This window comes from Candidatus Cloacimonadota bacterium, assembly GCA_016932035.1.
In the GTDB taxonomy this organism is placed as follows: domain Bacteria; phylum Cloacimonadota; class Cloacimonadia; order JGIOTU-2; family JGIOTU-2; genus Celaenobacter.
In genome coordinates this window covers 1-22,608 of sequence record JAFGDR010000004.1, presented here as the reverse complement: position 1 = coordinate 22,608, position 22,608 = coordinate 1, and the positions used below count along the sequence as shown (strand labels likewise).

The 22,608-nt window shown below is 38.8% G+C and carries 21 protein-coding genes and 1 pseudogene; 7 read left to right on the top strand and 15 right to left on the bottom strand.

Annotated elements, in window-relative coordinates; genetic code table 11:
• Positions 1–161 precede the first annotated feature (161 nt).
• Complete coding sequence (locus JW794_00625) at positions 162–803, top strand: thioredoxin family protein (protein MBN2016633.1); 642 nt, start codon at positions 162–164, stop codon at positions 801–803.
• A gap of 58 nt (positions 804–861) precedes the next feature.
• Here JW794_00625 and JW794_00620 read toward each other — a convergent pair.
• A pseudogene (locus JW794_00620) lies at positions 862–1,767 on the bottom strand (isoaspartyl peptidase/L-asparaginase).
• A gap of 117 nt (positions 1,768–1,884) precedes the next feature.
• On the opposite strand from JW794_00620, the gene JW794_00615 reads away from it, so the two are divergent.
• The 5 genes from JW794_00615 to JW794_00595 are packed head-to-tail and all read left to right on the top strand — an operon-like array spanning position 1,885 to position 5,798.
• Positions 1,885–2,304, top strand: coding sequence for a transcriptional repressor (locus tag JW794_00615; GenBank protein ID MBN2016632.1), 420 nt, complete (start codon positions 1,885–1,887; stop codon positions 2,302–2,304).
• A complete protein-coding gene (locus JW794_00610; GenBank protein MBN2016631.1) occupies positions 2,301–3,215 on the top strand; it encodes a zinc ABC transporter substrate-binding protein in 915 nt (304 codons plus the stop codon). Before JW794_00615 ends, JW794_00610 begins: the two co-directional genes overlap by 4 nt.
• Positions 3,205–3,951: an ABC transporter ATP-binding protein gene (locus tag JW794_00605; GenBank protein ID MBN2016630.1), complete on the top strand. Its 747-nt coding sequence runs from the start codon at positions 3,205–3,207 to the stop codon at positions 3,949–3,951. Before JW794_00610 ends, JW794_00605 begins: the two co-directional genes overlap by 11 nt.
• A 2-nt stretch (positions 3,952–3,953) precedes the next feature.
• Positions 3,954–4,778: a metal ABC transporter permease gene (locus tag JW794_00600; protein ID MBN2016629.1), complete on the top strand. Its 825-nt coding sequence runs from the start codon at positions 3,954–3,956 to the stop codon at positions 4,776–4,778.
• Positions 4,779–4,826: 48 nt separating this feature from the next.
• Positions 4,827–5,798, top strand: a complete 972-nt coding sequence (locus JW794_00595) for a GGDEF domain-containing protein (GenBank protein MBN2016628.1) — start codon at positions 4,827–4,829, stop codon at positions 5,796–5,798.
• Positions 5,799–5,842: 44 nt separating this feature from the next.
• On the opposite strand, the gene JW794_00590 is transcribed toward JW794_00595, so the two are convergent.
• Genes JW794_00590 through JW794_00575 form a run of 4 tightly spaced genes read right to left on the bottom strand, consistent with a single transcriptional unit; the run spans position 5,843 to position 9,969 of the window.
• Positions 5,843–7,831, bottom strand: coding sequence for a tetratricopeptide repeat protein (locus JW794_00590; GenBank protein MBN2016627.1), 1,989 nt, complete (start codon positions 7,829–7,831; stop codon positions 5,843–5,845).
• Positions 7,832–7,875: 44 nt separating this feature from the next.
• Positions 7,876–8,583, bottom strand: coding sequence for a hypothetical protein (locus tag JW794_00585; protein MBN2016626.1), 708 nt, complete (start codon positions 8,581–8,583; stop codon positions 7,876–7,878).
• 45 nt (positions 8,584–8,628) lie between these two features.
• Positions 8,629–9,357: an LPP20 family lipoprotein gene (locus JW794_00580; protein MBN2016625.1), complete on the bottom strand. Its 729-nt coding sequence runs from the start codon at positions 9,355–9,357 to the stop codon at positions 8,629–8,631.
• A gap of 54 nt (positions 9,358–9,411) precedes the next feature.
• On the bottom strand, positions 9,412–9,969 hold the full coding sequence (locus tag JW794_00575; GenBank protein MBN2016624.1) for an LPP20 family lipoprotein: 558 nt from the start codon (positions 9,967–9,969) through the stop codon (positions 9,412–9,414).
• Positions 9,970–10,118: 149 nt separating this feature from the next.
• Between JW794_00575 and JW794_00570 the strand changes: the two genes are divergently transcribed.
• On the top strand, positions 10,119–10,505 hold the full coding sequence (locus tag JW794_00570) for a YjbQ family protein (protein ID MBN2016623.1): 387 nt from the start codon (positions 10,119–10,121) through the stop codon (positions 10,503–10,505).
• Between the two features lie 90 nt (positions 10,506–10,595).
• Here JW794_00570 and JW794_00565 read toward each other — a convergent pair whose 3' ends face one another.
• From JW794_00565 to uvrA, 10 genes are all read right to left on the bottom strand, one after another.
• Complete coding sequence (locus JW794_00565) at positions 10,596–12,065, bottom strand: TrkH family potassium uptake protein (GenBank protein MBN2016622.1); 1,470 nt, start codon at positions 12,063–12,065, stop codon at positions 10,596–10,598.
• Positions 12,065–12,733, bottom strand: a complete 669-nt coding sequence (locus JW794_00560) for an NAD-binding protein (protein ID MBN2016621.1) — start codon at positions 12,731–12,733, stop codon at positions 12,065–12,067. The genes JW794_00565 and JW794_00560 overlap by 1 nt, the downstream gene beginning before the upstream one ends.
• A 24-nt stretch (positions 12,734–12,757) precedes the next feature.
• A complete protein-coding gene (locus JW794_00555) occupies positions 12,758–13,174 on the bottom strand; it encodes a TrkA family potassium uptake protein (GenBank protein ID MBN2016620.1) in 417 nt (138 codons plus the stop codon).
• An 11-nt stretch (positions 13,175–13,185) separates the two neighbouring features.
• Positions 13,186–13,860 carry a response regulator gene (locus JW794_00550; GenBank protein MBN2016619.1) on the bottom strand — a complete coding sequence of 225 codons (675 nt, stop codon included), beginning with the start codon at positions 13,858–13,860 and terminating at the stop codon, positions 13,186–13,188.
• A gap of 1 nt (position 13,861) precedes the next feature.
• Positions 13,862–15,733, bottom strand: coding sequence for a HAMP domain-containing protein (locus JW794_00545; GenBank protein ID MBN2016618.1), 1,872 nt, complete (start codon positions 15,731–15,733; stop codon positions 13,862–13,864).
• A gap of 119 nt (positions 15,734–15,852) precedes the next feature.
• Positions 15,853–16,218, bottom strand: a complete 366-nt coding sequence (locus JW794_00540) for a hypothetical protein (protein ID MBN2016617.1) — start codon at positions 16,216–16,218, stop codon at positions 15,853–15,855.
• Positions 16,219–16,231: 13 nt separating this feature from the next.
• Positions 16,232–16,534, bottom strand: coding sequence for a hypothetical protein (locus JW794_00535; GenBank protein MBN2016616.1), 303 nt, complete (start codon positions 16,532–16,534; stop codon positions 16,232–16,234).
• 18 nt (positions 16,535–16,552) lie between these two features.
• The gene (gene sppA, locus JW794_00530; GenBank protein MBN2016615.1) at positions 16,553–18,946 is read right to left on the bottom strand and encodes a signal peptide peptidase SppA; all 2,394 of its coding nucleotides are present in this window, start codon (positions 18,944–18,946) and stop codon (positions 16,553–16,555) included.
• A gap of 52 nt (positions 18,947–18,998) precedes the next feature.
• Positions 18,999–19,901, bottom strand: a complete 903-nt coding sequence (locus tag JW794_00525) for a hypothetical protein (protein ID MBN2016614.1) — start codon at positions 19,899–19,901, stop codon at positions 18,999–19,001.
• 50 nt (positions 19,902–19,951) lie between these two features.
• Positions 19,952–22,608, bottom strand: a 2,657-nt coding sequence (gene uvrA, locus JW794_00520) for an excinuclease ABC subunit UvrA (protein MBN2016613.1), incomplete at its 5' end; no start/stop codon positions are given.

The window sequence follows — 22,608 nt, the reverse complement described above, 5'->3', positions numbered from 1 at the left end:
ATTGAATTAGGAATTTCAAATTTCTAATTCCTAATTTCAAACATCAAGTTTCCCTTATTCTGACAATAGGATTTTGACATTTCCCAAAAGGATTATATATTATTTCAATACTCATACCGTGAAAGTATGTATAAGAATAATAAATCGAAAGGAAAATAAACATGGATTTATTCACTGAACAGATAAAGAAGCAACTGAAAGATATTTTGGAAAAACTTCAAAATAAAGTAACGATAGCATTTTTTACGCAGGAATTTGAGTGCGAAACCTGCAAAGACACACATGAGTTTGTCGAAGAGTTCGTATCTCTTTCTGATAAGCTCGAACTGAAGGTATATGATTTTAAGAAAGACAGTGCAATTGCAAAACAATACGGTGTAGATAAAATACCTGCAATGGTCATATTAACCACTGATGGCAATGATAATGGCATACGATTTTTCGGACTTCCCGGCGGATATGAGATCAATTCTTTTATCGCTGCAATGCTCGAAGTGTCAGGTCAGAAGCATGAGCTCAATGAAGAACTCATGAAGCGTATCAAAAATATCTCAAAAGATGTTCGCATACAGGTTTTTATAACGCTGAGCTGTCCGCATTGCCCGGGTGCTGTTACGAATGCACATCATCTCGCAATGCTGAATGATCATATCTCAGCCGATATGGTCGAAGCGCAGACCTTTACCACAGAGTCGATCAAATATGATGTCAGCGCAGTGCCGAAAATTATTATTAACGAACAACATGAACTTGTCGGCAACCAGCCGATAGAGAAGTATCTTGAAATAATCGAGAAACTTTAATTCCTCCCAATAAAAGAAACGCCCTGAGTTCCAGCTCGGGGCTTTTTTCTTCTTTTTATTATCTTAAACTGATCTCAGCTACAACTCGATCATCCTTATCGATGTAGGCAAAGGCCATCTTTCTGGTCGTATGAGCGAGTGAATATCTTCCATTACTATCGATCATAATAAGTCCTGCATATTGTCCGACTCTCTTGTGCATGTAATTCAGTGCTCTTAACGCTACCTCGGAAACAGGAAAATCCCTCAGAAAATCGCAGGCAGTTTTTGTAAGTAGACTCTTCATAATAGCCTCTCCCCACCCGGTCGCTGATGCCGCACCTAATTTATTGTCAGCATAAGTTCCAGCACCAAGTATCGGCGTATCTCCAACTCTACCGGGAAGCTTCCTTGACGTTCCGCCAGTTGAAGTTGCAGCAGCAAGATTCCCATCGCAGTCCATTGCCACCGCCCCAACAGTACCTTTGGGAGTTGGTTCGTAAGGAAACCTCGTAGAATAAGACTTATCACATTTTAATTTTCTGTATACTTCCAATTCTCTTTCTGTTAGAAGTTCTTCAGGAGGTAATTCAGTGAAACCGTAATCTCATGCAAATTTCTGCGCACCATTTCCCACAAGCAGGCAATGTTCTGTTCGTATCATCACACATTTTGCAACAGAAATCGGATGAAGTATGTTCTGCAAGGCAGCTACAGCGCCGAACGAAAGATCTATGCCATTCATAATCGAAGCATCCATTTCGATCTCTCCATCTTTGTTCAGTACAGCACCTCTTCCGGCATCGAAGATCTGATCATCTTCAAGAATACGAACTGCTGTTTCAACTGCATCGACTGCAGAGAGTCCATTCAGCAGAAGCGGATATACTTCTTCAACTCCTGCTTTCACACCTTTAACATGAGCATAATCCTGTTCGTCAGGAATACTCCATGCACCACCATGTACTATCAATCTTGGTTTCATACATACTCCAATTCTTACAATTTTTCAATTCTGAAATATTTTACTGTCAAGCACACCAAATTTATTGACATATTGATAAACAAAAATCATTTTCGTTTACGGCAATAGGATATCATAATGGAAAAATATCTTGAGATACTCAAACAGAAAAAACTAAAGAAAACACCGAAGCGTCTGGAAATCCTCCGGATCATGCAGCAAAGCAATTCATACTTCTCTCCCCTCGAACTACGCGATCTCCTTAAAGAGAAATTCAATAAGGTCGGACTGCCGACCGTGTATCGAATACTCCAGCAATTCCAGGAAATCGGCATTGCATCATCGATCCAAAAAGAGGATAACCAACTTTACTATTTCTTATGCTCTTCGCAGCACGATCATCACCACTTCATCTGCAGAAAGTGCCATAAGGTATCCTGCGTGGAATACTGCAATTTCGATGCGATCAAGCAACTTGTTGAAGACCAGCTCAAATCAAAAGCAGAGAGCCATATCCTCCAGATCGAGGGACTGTGCAGGGATTGCAAAGAATCATGAAAAAGAGTATCATCCTGGGCTTGCTTATGATCATAATAATCTCATGCACGAAATCTGTCAGCAAAAATGATGCTCTCGACATCTTTGTCAGCGTGCTTCCGCAGAAATATTTTGTTGAACGCATCGCTGGGGATAAGGCAGATGTACATGTTATGGTTTTGCCAGGACACAGCCCTGCAACATACGAGCCGACTCCTTCACAAATGAAGGAAATTTCTGATGCCGATCTGTACTTTCGTATCGGCGTTCCTTTTGAAGAAACTTGGATGAACAAGCTGGAACATCTCAATCCTGACATGACGATCATCGATACGAGGAAAGGTATATCACTTCGTCCGATGGATTCGTTTGCTACCCTTCAGGATAAAATGTCTCATGAGTATCATGCAGAAAAACATACCCCACACGATCACTCACACCAGCTCGATCCGCATATATGGTTGAGTCCTGAATTAGTGAAGAGACAGGCAATGACAATTTGCGAAACTCTTCAGGAATATGATGCTGACAATACTACTTATTATCAGGCAAACCTGCAATCCTTTCTTGATGACCTGGCGGCACTTCAGCAGTATTTTAGAGATCGTCTCTCGAACCTTACGCATCGCGCATTTCTTGTGTTTCATCCCTCCTGGGGCTATCTTGCAGATGAATTCAGATTGATGCAGATCCCTATTCAGATTGAAGGAAAATCACCTGCCCCAAAAGAACTCGCAGAGATCATATCATATGCACTGAAAAAAAATATTCGTATCGTTTTTGTGCAGAAGCAGTTCAGCACCACTGCAGCAGAAACCGTCGCACAAGCAATTGATGGAAAGGTCGTGAGCATCGATCCGCTTGCCGAAAATTATCTTGAAAACATGAAAACCATAGCAGACACCTTTCAGGAAGCACTCGATGAAGACTGAACACACTCGACCGGTTATTACACTTAACGATCTGGATTTTTCCTATAATGGAGAACCTGTTCTCCAGGATATTACGATCGAGATCGACAGCAAAGATTTTGTTGCCATCCTCGGACCGAATGGAGCAGGAAAAACAACACTAATAAAACTTCTGCTCGGATTTCTTAAACCAACTAAAGGCAGGATATCAATTTTAGGAACGAATCCTATAAAAGCCAGAAAATTTCTTGGTTATGTTCCGCAATACAGCACGTTTGATATGGACTACCCCATCCATGTGATCGATATTGTGAAGATGAACACGCTCTCTGCAAACTCATTATTTCCATCATATAAAAAAGATATTGCGGAAAAAGCTTTTTCTCTTTTAGAGAAGCTTGAAATCCAGGATTTTGCAAACAGGAATTTTCATGAACTCTCTGGCGGTCAAAAACAGCGAGCCCTGATCGCACGAGCGCTGATCAACGATCCAAAAATTCTTTTGCTTGACGAACCCACTGCAAGTGTTGATGTCTCGATGGAGAAAGATATTTATGACATCCTCAAAATACTCAATGCCTCCACAACAATTCTCCTGATTACTCATGATGTTGGCTTTGTCTCAACCTATGTTAATAAAATTTGTTGCTTGAACCGTTTCGCTTCGATGCATTCTGTCCAAGAGCTGACAGGCAAATCGCTGTTTGATATATACAGTGAAAGCAGTAAATTTCTGCAGCACCATTGCAATCTTTAGTTATGGATAATTTGTTCACAAGCATCGCAACCTATACATTTCTGCAAAACGCAGTTATTGCTGCCACTCTCGCGAGCATTGTTTGCGGAATTACCGGCACTTTCGTTGTGGTAAAAAAGATAACCTTCATCAGCGGAGGAATCGCACACGCAGTTCTTGGAGGAGTCGGTATTGCATTCTATCTCAGCATGCCCCCAATTATTGGTGCATTTGTCGTTGCAATTCTTGCCGCAATTACGATCGGGCTTGTGAAGCTGAAAGCGCATCAGCATGAAAATACAGTCATCAGCGCGCTCTGGGCAATGGGCATGGCAATTGGTGTGATCTTCATGTATCTCACGCCCGGCTACAGCGCAGATCTTTTATCCTACCTGTTCGGGAATATCCTCATGGTTTCTTCGACAAATCTTTTCATACTTGCCGGATTGAATGTGTTCATCATTCTTATTGTAATAATATTCTACCGACAATTTGTTGCAATTACGTATGATGAGGAACAAGCGAGGTTAAGAGGTTTGCCAGTTGATTTTCTGTATATTCTGCTTCTGTGCATTATTGCTCTTACCATTGTCGTGCTCATCCAGATCGTCGGTATCATTCTGGTTATTGCGTTACTCAGTCTCCCGGCAGCAATTGCAGGTCTCTTTACCCGCACATTACACGGCATGATCTTTTCTGCAATCGGGTTGGGACTTGTTTTTACTCTGGCTGGTATTGCACTATCCTTTTCTGCAAACATCCCGACCGGTGCTACGATCATCATTATTTGCGGCATTGCATATCTTATTGCAATAAATCTCTCTCGTGTAATCCGCAAAAAACATTGACCGCTTTTTGCAACCTTTACTTTTACATCAAACTTGAACGGATAAAAAATGCAGAACACATCATTCACTGATACTGATATTATTTTTCAAACCTTGAGTTATGCGACACGTTTACTCGCGTCCGAGAAGAACCTTGATCAACTCGTGGAGAATGCTGTGGATATCCTTTCTGATTTTGGGCATAGCAATAAGGTGGAATTTTTCTCGCTTGATGATGAGAATCCCGGTAATATCATTTTACTCGGGCAGCTGGAAAACGGCTTCATTTCTCAGCCAAAAGCAGGAATTCCGATCAATGAAACAAATTTTGAAAACATGCTTGCACTCAGGCGTCCGGAGATCGTAAAAACTGCAGATCGCAGCATCATCTATCTTCCCCTGATCGGCTCAGGAAATAACCCGATCGGTATTCTTGTTCTGCATGTAAAAAGCCATACAAGTTTTGATGATATCGAACTACGCTCTCTAATTATTCTGACAACGCTTATTGCAGTTTCCCTTGAATATATACAATCCAGTCGACTTGCAATGTTCGACTCTCTTACCGGGCTTTATATACGCAGACAGATGAATCTTCATATTGAGCATGAAATTGGCAGGATAAAGAGATATGGTGGAAGGTTCGCAGTTGCGATGCTGGATATTGATCATTTCAAGCGTGTTAATGATACGTATGGGCATTTATTCGGAGATCAGGTTTTACAGGAATTGGCTCAACTCATCCGCAATACAATACGTCAAAATGTTGATATTCCATGCCGCTTTGGTGGAGAGGAATTTATCATAATTCTTCCTCAGTCGGATGTTGAAAAAGCATCTGCAGTAACAGAGAGACTTCGGCAGATCTGCGAGGAACATGAGTTCCTTTACAAAGGAAAACCGGTTCCTGTCACGTTTAGTGCAGGTGTTATAGAAGTTAATACGTTTAGTACAACACCTAAAGAAGTGATCTCTCGCGTTGATAAATTGCTTTATTATGCAAAAGAGAATGGCAGGAACAGGGTTTGCAAAGAGGGATAGGTATTTTTATAGTTCGTGGATTTGCACTAATTACAATATAATGTTTACTCATTAATAATGATTGCATCTGCCTGCTCATAGTACGAATCTGCGATATCATCCTTATACAGAGCGTAATAGCAATCTCCAATACAATAGAGGTATTCCTGTAATTCGATCATTGCACCTCGCTCTCGCGCAATTTCTGATGCTTCTTTATAGTAATCAATCGCCTTTTCCCAATCCTCGAGATCAAGATCATAAACCTGGGCGATCATATAGTTAAAGAACTCTTCTTCGGTTTTATCATCCAGCTTGCGAGCATATTGAATGCCCAGTGAATAGTAATCTATCGCAATATGATATTTTTCATCATTTTTACTTGTAAGCCCCAGGTTATCATACGCAGCAAAAATTTCATGCGCAGATTTCACCTCTTTTGCAAGATTAAGCGCTTTGGTATAATAATCAATTGCCTGATCGTAATTTCCCAGGTTATTAGATGCAGCTCCAAGATTTATATAATCAGTTGGGAGATGGGTTTGATTTCCAAGCGTTTCATCGATCTGGGTAACGATATTAAAATATTGGAATGCCTGCTCGTAATAATCCATTCTCTCAAAATAAGAACCCTCAGCTGTATTCAAAAAATATCCTGCATCAGACAGTACATCTGCAAGCTCGTTGAGTCTGGGATTATCACTCAGTATCTCCGCTTTCGCGGATTGGAGGTAGAGCATAGATCGGGCAACATTATCAATGTCAAAGGCATTTTCCGCATCTTCCCAGTACAAGTCAGCAAGTGTTGTATATGTCTCATCATATTCAGGATATCGAATTGAAATATTCTCAAGCAAAGCTACCGCCTGGTCGATGATCGAGCTTGTTTCATTCATGTCCTGCTTTATAATAAGATCATCGATCATGATGGTTTGAGCTTTATAGATCACATATCCGATACCATTTCCAAAGAGCTGTTCAAAGGGGTAGGAATCTACCCATTCATTATTAATATAAAAGTTATATGTATCGTAATTCTTTTCAACGGTGAGGGTATTGGTTCCATTATATGATCGAAGAAGATCAGATTCAGTCCAACCGATTAAGATCTCCCATTCGTCATTTACATACTTTCCGTAGCGGTAGTTACCGTTATCCGAGATATTAAAGGTATACAGGTTTTCAAGGTCTGACATTCCCCACACAAGTCCGTACCCGTAATCAATAACACCGCTGGTATGAGTTATTGTTGTAGTAATCTCAAAATCGTTCTCAGGGATGAGATTCACATGGTTCCATACAAAGTAACTTCCATCCTCTTCTTTGTGCTGGAAATAGTAATAGCCATTCTTGACCTCAGCATACATCTCATTATCATTTCCTTCAAACCACAATAGGGAATTGTCTGAGAAATCCTCATCAAGAATGACATCCATTTCCTCTATGTAACTCACTTCAAGGGATTCGATAGCTATTTTCTGTTTAAGCCAAATATCAAAGCCAAGATAATCCCCCCAAAGTGGTTGAACGTCTGTCAGGTTTACATAATTTTTATTGATAAAAAACATATATGTGTCACCCAACTTCGCGACGGCAAGCGTGTTCTTTCCGCCAAAGGTGTTGATGTATTCGCTTTCTGTCCATCCAATAACATCAATCCATTCACCAGCAACTGCTTTACCTACACGATAATAACCATTATCCGAAATTTCAAAAGAATAATAGTTTGAGTCATCAACTATATCCCAGATTAATCCGTATCCGCGATCGTCGTGTCCACTGATTTGATAGAGAGTTATAGCAATTTCAAAATCTCTTCCTCTATCTATCTCTACAGGATAAAACACATGATATCCGCTTTCATCCATTTTGTATTCAAAAATGAAAGTGCCGTTGACTATTGAAGTTTTGGCATACTCATCCTCTTCGATAGGCCAGTTATTATTATTTGTAAGAAAATCCTCAATAAATATAGCCTCCGCACTTGCTAAATCTGGATACAAGAAATTAAAGAAAAAGAAGATTAACACCCAAATACAAGCACTTTTTTTCATTGTTTCTCCCTTATATCATTGTATTGTTGTTGTTTATATTCGTATTAGAACCCCAACTCCTCAAGAGCGTTCAAGAAATCTTCAGTAGCATTAGGCTTGTTTAGCTCTTTGAATTTTTCCAGACTTTCAATGATCCAATCGGGATCAACATATAGTATATCTAATTTATCAATACTTACTTTCTGTTTGAGGTAGACAGAAAATCCAACTTCTTCACCTCCCAACAGCTCTAGTTCATGCATGTCTATAATTTTATTGTTGATGACAAAATAGTATTCATTTCCATGTTTTCTAATAAGTAAAGTATTGAATAAATTTCCGGTTTTGATATGATCGCATTGTGTCCATGGGGTGAGGTCGGTCCATACATTATTAATACATTTGGCGATTCTGTAATAACCATTTGCCGAAATATCAAATGCATAGTAATTATTTCTATCAACCATATCCCATAAAAGTCCATATCCGGCATCATCTCTACCCGAAATGTGTTCAATAACAGTTTCAATAGTAAGGTCTCTATAGTAATCGATTTCTATAGGAAGATATATTGTGTAGCCAGATTCATCAATTTTGTGTTCAATAGTATAAAAGCCATCCTTAAATTCAATTTTTGCGTATTCGTCATCTTGGGTTGGCCAGTGAAGAGTATTCCAATCAAAACGTTCCGTGAGAACTTGAGAAAATAATTGGGCGTGTATGAAAACTAAATACAGTATTAGTAATATAAACGCGAAGAGTTTATTCTTCATGGTACCCCCTGATTGTATTAATTAACTTGTTTTGTTTGCAATGAACTACATACGAATAAGTACGCAATATGAATTTGTCCTTGGATCCTTCCAGCGCTCAACGACTTCGATATCTCTTAATTCAACGTTCACATTTTCGTCGAATTTACTCATGAGTATCTCATCATTGACTAGTGTTTCAACTGCATTATTAAGCGATATCTTCCTGGCAAGATTGAGTATGGCATTATTCTCAGCACTTTCCCAGGCTTTATGTTCGCTATAAATACTATTGCAGGAACCAACAGCATAGAGAAACTCTTTATCTTGCGGTGGAGTAGTGACCCACACACACTCGTCGGGGAACTGAATGATATCCTTCATTCCAGAAAGGGAGGTATTGGAGTGTATTACGATGATCATATTATCGGTAGCAAAGGTGTCTGCATGTGCAAATTGTTTTTCCAGAAATCCTTCTTCTGCAGGAGAAGCTTCGATATGAATAAACAGAGAATCATACACAAGATCAAGACCCTTGACCGACTGAATGTATGTTTGAGTACCAAGCACCAGACAATGAGAGAATTTTATATAATTGTCTGTCGCTTTTTGAGTAGCGGCTTTAGCGCTTGATTCCTCTGTAAAGTAGATTGGTCCATATCCAATAACTGCATTGTGAGGAGTAATAAACCATTGTGGATACTTAATTATTTTTGGAGGTTTTACGGTCTTTTGTGTGGATGCACAAGAAAGTATCAATAGTACTGCGAATATAAGAATAATTGTTTTTTTCATAATAAAAGAGAAAACCCCGGGATAATTCCCAGGGTTTCTCGAGTTGTTACAAAATTATTGGTTCTGCTCTTGCTGGTAATCTTCAATCTGTGTTTCAAGATCTTCGAAAGCCTGTGAAGCGCGGAATCTGTCATAAAGCTGCATATTTTTAACTTTCTTTACGACATTCTGGTTGAACTCAACAAGTGGAAGTTCCATAAGTATATATGCTCTGAACATACCACCGCTTTCGGGAACAACTTTTTGTTCGCGGACTCTGCTTCCCTGGAGTGTCTGATTGGCGATGTTCTTCATGGTCTGACTGTAGAATGCATTCAATTCTGCATCTTCGCCGCTGCCGACTTCTTCCTGGAAACTCTTTACAAGAACTGACACTTTTGTTTCAAGCTGCTGTGCAATGTCTGCACGTGCTCCTGCTTTTGCCTTATCAAGGGCAAGTTGCATCTGGGTTGATGTGGCTGAGTTTACACCAAAAATGTAATCCGGATCCTGTGGAGGATTAAGGAACCAACCCGGAATGTTTGATTCTTTCACAGTTTTTTCGCCACCGCCGCAGCCAATGGCACCAATAACAAATGCTACTATGAGCAAACCGAAGAGTAACTTCTTCATGCTACCTCCTAGATTATTCGGTCTATTTTTTTATTTATTCTCATGCTTTTTTAAGCTATGCCATATAGCAAGAGTATATACAAATTGTCAAATATTTTTGGTTGACATTCATTTTTGACTATGAATTTTTTATTCAGAAAGGATCATATATGAAAACGATATCAGTGCAAACACGTGCACAGTATGATATGTTAAATATCACACTGAAAGTTCAAGAAATTGTTGATGACTCCGGTATTGCAGATGGCAGCATCCATATATTTGTTCCTCACACCACTGCAGCCGTTACCATAAATGAAGGTGCAGATCCTTCTGTGATGAAGGATATGTTAAAAGAGCTTGATAAGGTTATCCCTTTACGGGATAATTATCAGCATAGGGAAGGTAATTCTGCGGCACATATCAAGTCAACGCTTGTTGGAGCTTCAGAAATAGTAATGATAGAAAATGGCTCGCTCGTCCTTGGTACCTGGCAGGCGATCTTCTTCTGTGAGTTCGATGGACCGAGACACAGGAAGGTGTTTGTTAAAATATAACAAGATTAAAAATAATCAACATATATTAATTAGTAATGTTTATATAATAAATAGATTATTTGTAAAAGTGCTGACAATTTATATATTCTTTTAGTTTATACCAAATAAATCCCTAAAAAACTTTATCATCGTTACTAAAATTACAATAAATTCTAATCTGCCAAGGAACATTCCTAGTATCTCAATCCACAAAACACCTATTGGAGCACTTGTGCTTGTAATTCCTACAGATAAACCAACCGTTCCTAATGCTGATGCAAACTCGAAAAGTGAATTCTGTATACTATATCCATGAAGGCAAATGAGGCCCGAACCGATAATGAAGGTCGAAATGTATAAAAAGAAAAACAGACTGATTCTTCTGATCTGATCTGATGTTATGTACTCTTTGTTCTCGCCTTGCCATATATAGTTTTCTACTACTGCTTTTTTGGGAAGAAGCATTTTCTTTAATTCCCAGATAGTGGATTTGAATAGGACAAAAATCCTATATTGTTTTATTCCGCCAGCCGTGGAACATGTGCCACCACCGATCAACATAAGGGTTATCATCATGAAAAAAGCAAAAGGAGTCCAACCCGAATATGTCGTTGACGTGAAGCCGGTGGTTGTGATTGCAGAGATAACTTCAAAAAGTGAGATTCGAATTCTTTCAGAAATACCATTATAGAGTGATCTTCCTACAAAAAAGTAAAAAAGAACTACACATACAATGACTATCAGTGACAGTGTTTTGATCTCACTGTTTTTGAACAATGCCTTAAATTTTCCGTGTATAAGAAGATAAATGGTAAGGAAATTTAGGTTACCTAAGATCATTAATATCATCGTAACAATATTAATGGAAAGACTATTCCAATAGCCGATACTGGCGTTTTTCGTAGAAAAACCTCCAGTAGAAATTGCAGTAAGTGTATGATTTATCGAATCAAATAAACCCATTCCACTCAGATTGTAGGCAACTATCCCTGCGATGGCATATGATAGGTAAAGTGTGAGAACAATGGTCGAAGAATGTATTACATTTGGAACCAACTGCGTTGATCTTCCTTCTGCAACTCCAAGTGTTGGGGCTTGGGGTCCAAGGATCGTTGCGAGCATAATAATGGCTAAACCAGCACCACCAAAAAACTGCATGATACTTCGCCAAAGTAATATCATGGTGCTACAGTTACTTGTATCTACCAAAGTCAATCCTGTGGTCGTCCACCCACTTACTGATTCGAACAAGGCGTGTAACATACTCATCTTTTCAATAATGATAAAGGGTATTGTAGAAAAAATACACACTATAATCCAACTTATTACAACAACGAATTGACTTTGAGTAATCGAAAAGGAACTTTTTACTACTGGTTTTATCTTGAGCCATATGACTAATCCAATAATCATCATAGCTATTGCCGGTAGAAAAAAACCAAAACTATTAGATATCTCTCCCGAGTTAAATAAAAGATATAAAAGTGGAAGTAGGAGGATGAAACCGCAAACCATCAATACTAATCCCACATAATGTAGAACGTTGAAATAGAAATCTCTTTTACGTTTAAATAGTGTCATTACTCTACGACATCACCAGTTAATATTTTAATCACCTCTCCATGATTCTCTGGTAATGTTATTACTATCACTTTGTCCTTTTTTTGTATTACATTTGATCCTCTGGGAATGATCTGTGTATCATCACGAATAACACATGCAATGAGACTATTTTCTGGCAGATCAATATCCTGTAATTTCTTATTACAGGCTGGTGAATCATCAGAAATTAAAATTTCAGTCACAATCACTTTACCATCTGCCATTGATGACAGATCAATGATATCTTCATACGCTGTTCTCTGTTCTATTATGTTAGAAATCATGTGAGTGGTTGAAAAGGCTGCAGAAATACCAAGTTTTTTAAACATTTCCTCATTGTCAGGATCATTTACAAAAGCAAGGGTCCTTCTTATACCGAAATTCAGTTTTGCAATCTGACATATGATTAAATTATCTTCATCATGAGGTGTGATTGCTAAGATGGCGTCCATCTGTATAGTATTTGTGTCTTTCAAAACTTGAGGGTCAGTACCGTCTCCATGGACAATAACCCCTTTCAGTCTTCGAGATAGCCACCTGCATTCTTCAATATTTTTGTTAATGATGGTTGTTTGATGCCCCTTAGACTGAAAACTTCGGGCAACAAAGTACACAACTTTTCCCCCACCTACGATTAATATATTCATGATAGTATTCCTATAATTAGATTTTTATATTCGAGATAAAATTTCTGTAGCTGTCTGCTCTGTAGTACAAACATAATCTAGTTTTAGTTTATTTAAAAATGGAATTTTATTTTGATCCTGTATTCTTACTAACACACTCTTTACAGAGAAAGTATTCTTTGCAATTTGTCCAATCATGATATTTATATTATCACTTTCAGTGACACCTATCACTACATCTGCTTTGTTTATTTTCGCTTCCTTTAACACAGAAAGCTCAGTGGCATCTCCTTCTATTCTAAAACCACTAAATTCAGTTGAATCTAATTTTTCAAACGAATCGATGCTATTGTCCACAATAACTGTACTGTGTCCCTTTTTACTTAAGATATTCGCAAGATGTGATCCCAGTCTTCCACACCCGATAATAACTATGTACAAAGATTTTTTTGTTTTTTCCATCTTAGATAATCTCAGTTGTTTTTATAAAAAATTATTGAATCATTGGAATGAAAACTAGTAATTCGTTCCAGATTTTTTTCAGCAGGTTCATACGTAGGATCTACACTAAGAGCCATACGATAATTTCTCTGAGCTTCTGACAGGTCTCCACGTATCTCAAGCAAGGCACCTATCATATTATATGCTTCTGCAGAATTGCTGTTTATTGAAATAGCTTTTTTCAAATAATTGATAGCACTTTCGAAGTTTTTTTCTGTAATACATTTTTTTGCGTATTCAATATTTGATTTAAAATCATCTGGTTTCTCAGCTTCCAACTCATCTCTTTTCATTATAGTATTTATTACTTCTCTAATTTCATCAGGTGTAAAAGGTTTCTGTATAAAATCGATTGCGCCTAACTTCATAGCTTCAACCGCAGAATCAATGGTTCCATGGGCTGTTATTATAACAGTTACTATTCTAGATCCAGATTTGCTTATTTCCTTTAATACATCAAGTCCATGTATCCCGGGCATCTTTAAATCAAGAAATATAATGTCATATTTTGATTCATCCATTTTTGTTAATGCTTCTTCTCCATTCATGGCTGTTTCAGTAATAAGTCCCTGTCCAGTAAGGGTTTGTGACAGCGTCATTCTGATATTTTTTTCGTCATCGACGATTAAAACTTTCTTCTCTTCCATGTTATACCTTCTTCTCTTTTTCTTCAAAAACCGGCAAAGTAAAAGTGAACGTGCTTCCCTCCCCTGGTATTGATTCTACCCAGATATTTCCACCGTGCGCTTTTACTATTTCTCTACATATAGATAATCCCAATCCGCTTCCCCCGGGATTAGAATCATTTTTTACTTGTACAAATTTATCAAATATTCTTGATTGAAATTCATAAGGTATCCCCGAACCGTTATCCTGAACGGAAATATGAACCTTAGAACCAATTTTTTCCCCCTTTAATTTTATGAAACCACCTTTTGGTGTATATCGAAGTGCATTTGCCATCAAGTTAGCTAGAACCCGTGTTATTTTATTTGGGTCTGCTTTTATTACTGGTAAATCATCATGGATTTCAATCGAAGTTTCAACTTTTTTTTCGTTTGCTTGTTTTATTATTACTGATATTGCTTTCTCAAATAGATATTTTATCTCTACCCGATCAAAATCCATTGTCATTTTACCAGCTTCAATCCTTGAGATGTCTAATAAATCATTAACAAGTACTTTTAAACGATTAACTTCGTCATAAGCAGCGCTAAGTAGCTCTGAGTTTGTTTTATCGAGTTTATTATTTAGATTCTCTTTCAATAAAGAAATACTCATATTTATACTTGTTAAAGGTGTCCTCAGTTCGTGAGAAGCTGCCATAATGAACTCACTTTTCAGATTATCCAGCTTCTTTAAAGAAGTAATATCCTTTAAAAGAATAACTACCATTCTATCATTTTCTGCATTACCCGTATTGACGGAAATTATGGAATAGAGAAGGTGCTGTTTGCTTTCTGATTCACCGATTGTGAAGATTTTTTCGTCCATTTGTTCTTGATTTGTCTGAATATTACCCGTAAACACATTTGTAATTTCTTCATAAAATGCATTATTTCTTATTATCTCAAGAATGTGCTTCCCACGAGTCTTTTCAATTTCAAGATTAAAAATTCTTGCTGCAGCGGGATTTATATCCTCAATCTTTGACTCATCATTTATGATAATGATTCCATCATCAATTGACTGGATGACTGCCTCGCTTTTAGACTTCTCTCTGATAATTTTCTTTATATTCAAATCATGATAGATTTTCAGCTTTTTTACCATTCGATTGAAATCTTTTGATAAAATCCCTAACTCATCGGTTCTGTTATATTTAAACTGTACATTATAATCACCATCAGATATTCTTTGTGTGGCATTAATAATTTGATGAACCGGTTTTACTATAAGATTAACTAAGATAAGACTAAATATCAGTCCTGTTGCAAGTAGCGCGATACTCAGTACAATTATTGATCTAATTGCCCTTCTCGCAATATGGTTCGCAACATTACTTGCATTGAACATTGTTTCCTGATTGATTTCTCTTAGATGTATACATTCATCTCTAACAAATATGAAGTTAGGTAATACTTGCTCGTGATAGAATTCTGAAGCATCTTGCGAGTTTGATAGAACAATTCTTTGAAGCTTATTGAAATTGATCAAATATAAGTTATAATTTTCCTGAATCGTTGAAATAATCTCATCTTCATTTTCAATTGTGATATTATCAAGAGCTCTTCCTAAACATAAGAGGAACTGATTTTGGTTTTCTCGAAATTGTATGGATGCTTCTTCGGTATAATTTAAGATGAGCAGTAATATCGCACTGTCCTGACGCTCGATGGCATCTATCATATTTTCTGCAGCCAGGATACTTTTATAATTCTCCTTGAGTATTGCCGCTGATGCCTCTCCTAACTTAATAATATTTAGTAAAGAGTAAATTATTACTAATACCATTAACAGAAAAGCAATAGTATAACCTACTAATATTTTTTTTCTCAGTGTCCAATTGCTTCTATTCATTTAATTCATTAATATTAAAAGTAATAAATTTGAGTCAAGTCTTATAGAGAACATAATCTTATCATTATTGTGTTCAAATTCTTTATCAGTCTTAGCTTAGATATTAAGATATAATAAGATTATTCTTTATTTTCCCAGGTTTTAGTGCCCATTGTAAACAACGGTAAAAGAAAAGGAACGATCCAAAAAAATGATGTCCATCTGAGACCAATTGCTTTAAAGCCCCCATACATCCAGATGCTATACACTATTGAACTGCCAAGTAATAGATAGATCGGCAGCATAAGTTTCCAGTATTGAGTTTTAGGATTCCGGGATGGTTCGAGCATAAAAATCAGAACTATGGCAATAATAAAAATCCCTAAACCAATTATGCCATAAAGTATTTTATGAGAAAAAATCCATACGATTGAGAGGACTCCCAACCATAAAAAAGATCCGATCCAGCCACCAATCCAACCGATTTTCTCACCTTTTCTTTCCATATGAGTACGTAGGTTATCTTTTTTTATGACTCGCTGCTCCACCGCCGCTTCCACCGAAGAAAAACATTATTCCAAGCAGAAATCCGAGATTGTATAATGCTCCGTTATTGTGAACTTCATAGATCGTCACGTTATCATTAAAGAGAGAAATGATGAATGTGAAAAGTATGATAAATCCATTCCACAAACCTTTCCAAAAACCTGCAACTTTCCCCTCTTTATTGGGCTTATCTTCCATCTGATTGATGCCAGCAGTACAACTAACAACCAGCAAAATAATCAGAAGTATGGCACCAATTTTACATGCTCGTTTCATACATATCCTTTCATGAATTTATCTCTGAAAACTATGTTGTTCAAGAATGTCCGGTAATACATATGGCATGAGAAGCAGAATATGTTCTTTATCATAGAAAGTGGACTCCTGAATTTTCTCTATAAGCATTTGAACCTCAACGGGTAAATCATTCATGTTCACTCCAGGTGTGTTCATGTCCAGGCTCAGTGAGAACGCAGATTTCCTTTGTGGATAAGCAACGAGCTCGACATCATTTTTGATACCTGCAAGCTTCTTGACTTCCTCAACTGCTTCTTTCATGCCGCCAAAAGCGTCAACCAGACCGTTTTGTAATCCACTGGTTCCAGCCCATACCCGACCTTTTGCGATCTCATCAACCTGCTCAAAGGTCATTCCCCTGCATTGTGCAACCTTGCCCACAAAATCTTTATATTCAACCTCTATCATCTCCATGATCATTTTCTTCTCTTCGTCATTCATGGGTCTGCTTGTGGAAGCAAAATCAGCATTTCTACCCTCTTTAACGACATCCCAGTTTATATGGATCTTCTTGTATAATCGAGTTAGGTTCGGTACTGCGCCGATCACGCCAATGGAACCGGTGATCGTAGTGGGTTCGGCAAAAATTTTGTCAGACGGACAGGCAATATAATATCCGCCAGAAGCAGCAACACCTGAGAATGATGAGACAACCGGTTTTGAGAACTCGCCTTCTTTACAAAGCACCACTTCTCTATAAATATTTTCTGATGCAAGTGAAGATCCTCCGCCGCTGTCAATTCGCAGGATGATACCCATTATACAAGGATCCTCTCGAGCCTGCTCGATTGCTTTCATATATGTTTCATCGCCGATTGATTTGCCGGGTTCGTTTTTACCAGAATGTATATTGCCCGTTGCATAGATCACAGCAATTTTGGATGCTGGATCATCACTCCAATCAAGTCTGTTCTCTGGAATTCTATAGATACCAGTAATGCTTACATCTCCGTAAAGGTCTTTCAGGGCATCCTTTAGCTGATCTCGATATATCAGACCATCGACAAGCCCTGCATCCAATGCTCGCTGTGCAATAAGATAGGGACCATTATCAATCGCTGTGCGCACCTGTTCATCAGACATTCCTCTACCCTCTGCAATCATGAGAACCATTTGATCATAAATATCAGAGAGAAAATCTTCATACATCTCCCTCTCTGCTTCGGTCATATGGGTTTCTGTAAACATATTAGCAGCATTTTTATAATCGTGGCTTCTGAAACTGATCACGTCGATGCCAAGGGTATCAAGTAAATCCTTAAGATATGGGGCACTGACCGAAAGCCCTCTGAGATCGAGAAATCCCCCTGGATTTAAATATATTTTGTCAGCAACAGAAGCTGAAAAGACATAATTCGAATTCATGATATAGTCATAATAAAAGATGATTTTCTTTCCGGTTGATTTGAAATCGATGAAAGCTGCCTGTAATTCCTGGAATTTTGCTAATCCCGCATAGATATTACCGGATTGAAAGACGATCCCCTCAATACGATCATCATATTTAAGGGTTTCTATCTTTTCAATAACTTCTTCCATAGTGCTTCCGACAGATGTAACAATCTCAAAAGGACCGAAACGCTGTGCTGGTTTGACATCATAGATTGGACCGGAAAGTTTATAATTGTAAAATTTATTCTGTTTATCATGGATTAGAAATGAGTGATATCGCTTGTCGGAAACATTTCCATACACAATACCGCTTTTGCTTTTATCGGTGTATTGGGCTCCTGTTTTGAAATGTGCAATATCAAAACCGACTCCAACTGATATCCCTTCATTTTCGAAATCGTAAAAACCGTTCAGGTGAACACCGTCGAGAAATTGTGATTGAACTCCTGCAATTGGCTTTCTCCATTTGCTGTCTGTATAGGTAACATCGCACGTCAGCGTTATCTTATAACAGAATCTCCCCTTCACTCGAATCGGGCGCAAGCCGGTACCAATCGTGTAGCTTTCATTGTCACGGGAAATATTTCGCCAGGAACCTGAAACAGAAAGAAAGTCCCATGGGCGTGCAAGGATATATAATCCCCAATCACCTTTCCAAAATCCCGCCGGTTTCCAGACATAGTCTGTTCCAAAGTAGAAATTTTTAGCGAGTTTCATTCCTTCGGAAAGGGTATGCTGTTCAGTTGAATCCATTTTTTCGTAACAATACCCGAGCTCGTGCAGGTTCAGGAATAGTGCCCAGTTCTTCTGCATCATTTTGTCCTGGAATGAATGCACATATCCCACACCGGACGCATTCCCGAATGCTAGCGCAGCTGGATTTACCTTTGTTGCAAGAAAGTCATCTGTGGTTGCAGTTGGAAAATAGGTATAGTCAAAGGCATAGAGTGTACTTATACCTGTTAGTAATATCAATCCTAAAATAATAAGTTTTTTCATGATGTATCCTTTATATGATTATTTTTTAATTTTCTCGTTCCCTCTTTATCGATCACAAGGAAATAACAATTCGACCTTCACCCTCCGGATTATTCACTTCTATGGTTCGAGGTGAAAGCCATTTTGGCTTGAAATCTTTGGAGCTGGTAGTTGCCAGCAATTTCCTTTCTCCTGTTATTATGTCATACAAAAACAGCTGTACTCTGATCCTGCTTTTTTTTACATGCTGATAGGTTTCCACATCAAAAATTGCAGGAAAATTGCTATAAACTAACATGCCGTTAGTTGGATTTAATGCATAATCAGAAGAATTGATTTCGAGAGAGTCAACATCATATGAGTCAACTTCCCAGGTCTCGGTTATAATGCGGAAAAATGTGAGTATATCAACAGTTCGGAAGAGATTTCCCCAGAAGAATGTTCCCCCTTTTGTCCAACTTAGCGGCTGTATGTGTGTGTCTGTATAAGGTTTCTTTGAAAGTTCTGATGGATAGAACTCCGCAACCTTTGATCGGCTTGATGTCTCGATGAAATAAAGCGTGGTATCTGTTACTACTGCAATATCCTGTTCGGTTGGAGATACACGGAAATCCAACCCCTGAGAAGAAAAGATACGCGTACCCTTTTTCATGCTTGTATATTTCCAGAGTTCATCCCTCCATTGATCTGGAAAATCCGAAAACGGATGCGTTCTCCGCAGCACGTACACCGATCCCTTGCAAAATTCGGCAGGATGGTAATGATTGATCTCAACGTCCGGTAAGGTAATAAAGAGCTGAGACTGATCTTTCTGGATATTTGTTACATAAACATCGGTAAGTGTTGAATCAAGGGGATTGGGCTTGAGGGCAACAGTAAATTGTGCGGGTGGTGATGACTTATCCTGATTGGTACACGACATGAACATCAAAAAACACGAACCTATCATGACCAAAAGGACAAGAATTCTACGCATATTTTTCTCCGAATAAATATATGATAAGCATCTGAGCCCATTCAACTCTGTCAATTCTTTTGCTTATTGCCACCTGAAAAAAGCTCTTGAAGATACTGCCCTGTATAGGATTTTACCTCTTTCGCAACTTGATATGGAGTGCCTGTTGCCACGATTTCACCTCCATCATCACCACCTTCCGGACCGAGATCAATAATATAGTCTGCGCACTTAATAACATCAAGATTGTGCTCGATCACAACAATCGTATTTCCTTTATCCACCAGCTTATTCAGCACTGTTATCAGTTTTCTGATGTCATGAAAGTGAAGACCTGTCGTCGGTTCATCGAGAATATAGAGTGTGTTTCCGGTACTTGTTTTGCTGAGTTCCCGCGACAGCTTAACTCTCTGGGCTTCACCACCAGAAAGGGTAGGGGATGGCTGTCCAAGCTTGATATAATCAAGCCCTACATCGCAGAGGGTTTTTAATTTTCGTTTGATGGTCGGAATATTTTCAAAAAATTTCAGAGCTTCCTGAACATCCATATTCAGCACATCGTAAATATTCTTATCCTTATATTTTATCTGCAACGTTTCTTTGTTGAATCGCTTGCCCTTGCAGACCTCACATGTCACGAATACATCTGCAAGGAAGTGCATCTCGATCTGCTTTACACCATTGCCGCCACATGTCTCGCAACGACCACCCGCAACATTGAAACTGAATCTGCTTGGTTTATATCCCCGAATTTTTGCAGATGGCGTTTGGGCAAAGATCTTCCTGATCTCATCAAACACTTTTGTGTAGGTTGCGGGATTTGAACGGGGTGTCCTGCCAATTGGATCCTGTGTAATGTTAATTATCTTATCGATCTTATCCAGATTTTCTATCTTCAGATATTTACCCTCCGGGTGTGTGCTATTATGAAGACGGTTCGCAATTGAAGGATATAACGTCTGGTTGACAAGAGAACTTTTCCCGGAACCAGATACGCCTGTAATACAGGTAAAAACTCCAAGCGGGATTTTAACATCAATGTTTTTAAGGTTATTCTGATGTACCCCTGCAAGTGTAAGATAGCCATGATTCTTTGCCCTATAAAATTTGGGCTCAGGAATGCACATCTCCCCGGACAGATATTTTCCGGTAAGTGATTCTTCATGTTTGATTATCTCATCATATGACCCCTGTGCAACGATCTCACCGCCATACACACCGCCGAGTGGTCCGAAATCAAGAATATGATCAGCTTCTTTCATCATTTCTGCATCGTGCTCAACCACAATGACGGTATTCCCTATTGTTCGCAATCCTGCCAGCATTTGTATAAGGCGTCTGTTATCCCGTTGATGCAAACCGATCGTTGGCTCGTCGAGAATATACATAACGCCCACGAGTCCGCTTCCGATCTGGCTGGCAAGACGAATGCGTTCAGATTCACCTCCAGATAATGTTGGTGCACTTCTGTCCAGCGTGAGATAATGAAGTCCAACATTGAGCATAAACTGCAATCGGGCTTTAATCTCTTTTATGAGTTCGTCAGCGATGATCTTTTTATTTCCTGTAAGCTTAAGGTTATCTGCAAAATCATAGGCATCGCGGATGGACATTTTAGAGATGTCGACAATCGATTTTTCATTGATCTTCACATATCTGCTTTCAATCCGTAGCTTGGTTCCTTCACAGCTTGTACATGGCTTCTCGCTGTAGTAAGACAGGTACATTCGGCGCATGGCTTCGGATTTTGTTTCCCTGAACCTGCGTTGTATCGCAGGGATCAATCCCTCGAACTGGGTCATATAATGCCCGGAACTGGTCTCCATATCCCAATCGATGCGGAATTTTTTACCCCGTGATCCATATAGGATAATATCCCGTGCCTGCTCGTTTAGCTGATTCCATGGCGTTTTTAGTGAGAATCCAAATTCATCTGCAAGTTGAAGTAAAATCTTGTAACGCCAGGAACGCCGCTTCTCCTGAAGAGGTCCCCAGTACTTAACTGCACCCTCCATGATGGAACGTCTCTTATCCGGAACGATCTTGTCTTCATCGAGTTCCATTCTTGTCCCCAGACCGTTACAGGTTTCGCACATGCCAAGGGGGCTATTAAAAGAAAACATTTGGGGATTCAACTCTGGATAGCTGATATTACAGGTGGGACATGCATTTTGAATGCTGAAAAGCTGTGTTTCATTAGTATCAGGGAAATCGATCATGACAATACCATCAGCAAGATCGAGTGCAAGTTCCATAGAATCCGTTAATCTGCTTTCAATACCTTTTTTTATAACGAGTCGATCAACGATGACCTCAATATTGTGCTTGCTTTTTTTATCTAATTTTACGTTATCATTAACGTCATGAACCACCCCATTCACACGCATCCGCACAAAACCCTCGCGTTTAATGCGGCTAAAGACATCTTTGTGCTCTCCTTTTCGTTCTCGAACGAGTGGCGCTAGTATTTGTATTTTTGTTCCTTCTTCGAGCTCAAGGAGTGTATTGACCATCTGGTCGAGGGATTGGGATGAAACAGGCTTGCCACATTGATAACAGTATTGTGTTCCGATCCGCGCATAGAGAACGCGGAGATAATCATATATTTCAGTCACAGTTCCCACAGTTGACCTTGGATTGTGGCTGGCTGCTTTCTGCTCTATAGAAACTGCCGGGGAGAGCCCCTCCACATAATCTACTTTTGGCTTCTCCATCTGCCCGAGGAACT

Excerpts from the sequence above, each read along its gene's own strand:
- JW794_00525 (MBN2016614.1), bottom strand. The coding sequence starts at position 19,901 with ATGCGTAGAATTCTTGTCCTTTTGGTCATGATAGGTTCGTGTTTTTTG.
- JW794_00570 (MBN2016623.1), top strand. The coding sequence starts at position 10,119 with ATGAAAACGATATCAGTGCAAACACGTGCACAGTATGATATGTTAAAT.
- sppA (MBN2016615.1), bottom strand. The coding sequence starts at position 18,946 with ATGAAAAAACTTATTATTTTAGGATTGATATTACTAACAGGTATAAGT.
- JW794_00535 (MBN2016616.1), bottom strand. The coding sequence starts at position 16,534 with ATGAAACGAGCATGTAAAATTGGTGCCATACTTCTGATTATTTTGCTG.
- JW794_00610 (MBN2016631.1), top strand. The coding sequence starts at position 2,301 with ATGAAAAAGAGTATCATCCTGGGCTTGCTTATGATCATAATAATCTCA.
- JW794_00585 (MBN2016626.1), bottom strand. The coding sequence starts at position 8,583 with ATGAAGAATAAACTCTTCGCGTTTATATTACTAATACTGTATTTAGTT.
- JW794_00625 (MBN2016633.1), top strand. The coding sequence starts at position 162 with ATGGATTTATTCACTGAACAGATAAAGAAGCAACTGAAAGATATTTTG.
- JW794_00595 (MBN2016628.1), top strand. The coding sequence starts at position 4,827 with ATGCAGAACACATCATTCACTGATACTGATATTATTTTTCAAACCTTG.
- JW794_00590 (MBN2016627.1), bottom strand. The coding sequence starts at position 7,831 with ATGAAAAAAAGTGCTTGTATTTGGGTGTTAATCTTCTTTTTCTTTAAT.
- JW794_00575 (MBN2016624.1), bottom strand. The coding sequence starts at position 9,969 with ATGAAGAAGTTACTCTTCGGTTTGCTCATAGTAGCATTTGTTATTGGT.
- JW794_00580 (MBN2016625.1), bottom strand. The coding sequence starts at position 9,357 with ATGAAAAAAACAATTATTCTTATATTCGCAGTACTATTGATACTTTCT.
- JW794_00555 (MBN2016620.1), bottom strand. The coding sequence starts at position 13,174 with ATGGAAAAAACAAAAAAATCTTTGTACATAGTTATTATCGGGTGTGGA.
- JW794_00545 (MBN2016618.1), bottom strand. The coding sequence starts at position 15,733 with ATGAATAGAAGCAATTGGACACTGAGAAAAAAAATATTAGTAGGTTAT.
- JW794_00565 (MBN2016622.1), bottom strand. The coding sequence starts at position 12,065 with ATGACACTATTTAAACGTAAAAGAGATTTCTATTTCAACGTTCTACAT.
- JW794_00540 (MBN2016617.1), bottom strand. The coding sequence starts at position 16,218 with ATGGAAAGAAAAGGTGAGAAAATCGGTTGGATTGGTGGCTGGATCGGA.
- JW794_00550 (MBN2016619.1), bottom strand. The coding sequence starts at position 13,860 with ATGGAAGAGAAGAAAGTTTTAATCGTCGATGACGAAAAAAATATCAGA.
- JW794_00615 (MBN2016632.1), top strand. The coding sequence starts at position 1,885 with ATGGAAAAATATCTTGAGATACTCAAACAGAAAAAACTAAAGAAAACA.
- JW794_00605 (MBN2016630.1), top strand. The coding sequence starts at position 3,205 with ATGAAGACTGAACACACTCGACCGGTTATTACACTTAACGATCTGGAT.
- JW794_00560 (MBN2016621.1), bottom strand. The coding sequence starts at position 12,733 with ATGAATATATTAATCGTAGGTGGGGGAAAAGTTGTGTACTTTGTTGCC.
- JW794_00600 (MBN2016629.1), top strand. The coding sequence starts at position 3,954 with ATGGATAATTTGTTCACAAGCATCGCAACCTATACATTTCTGCAAAAC.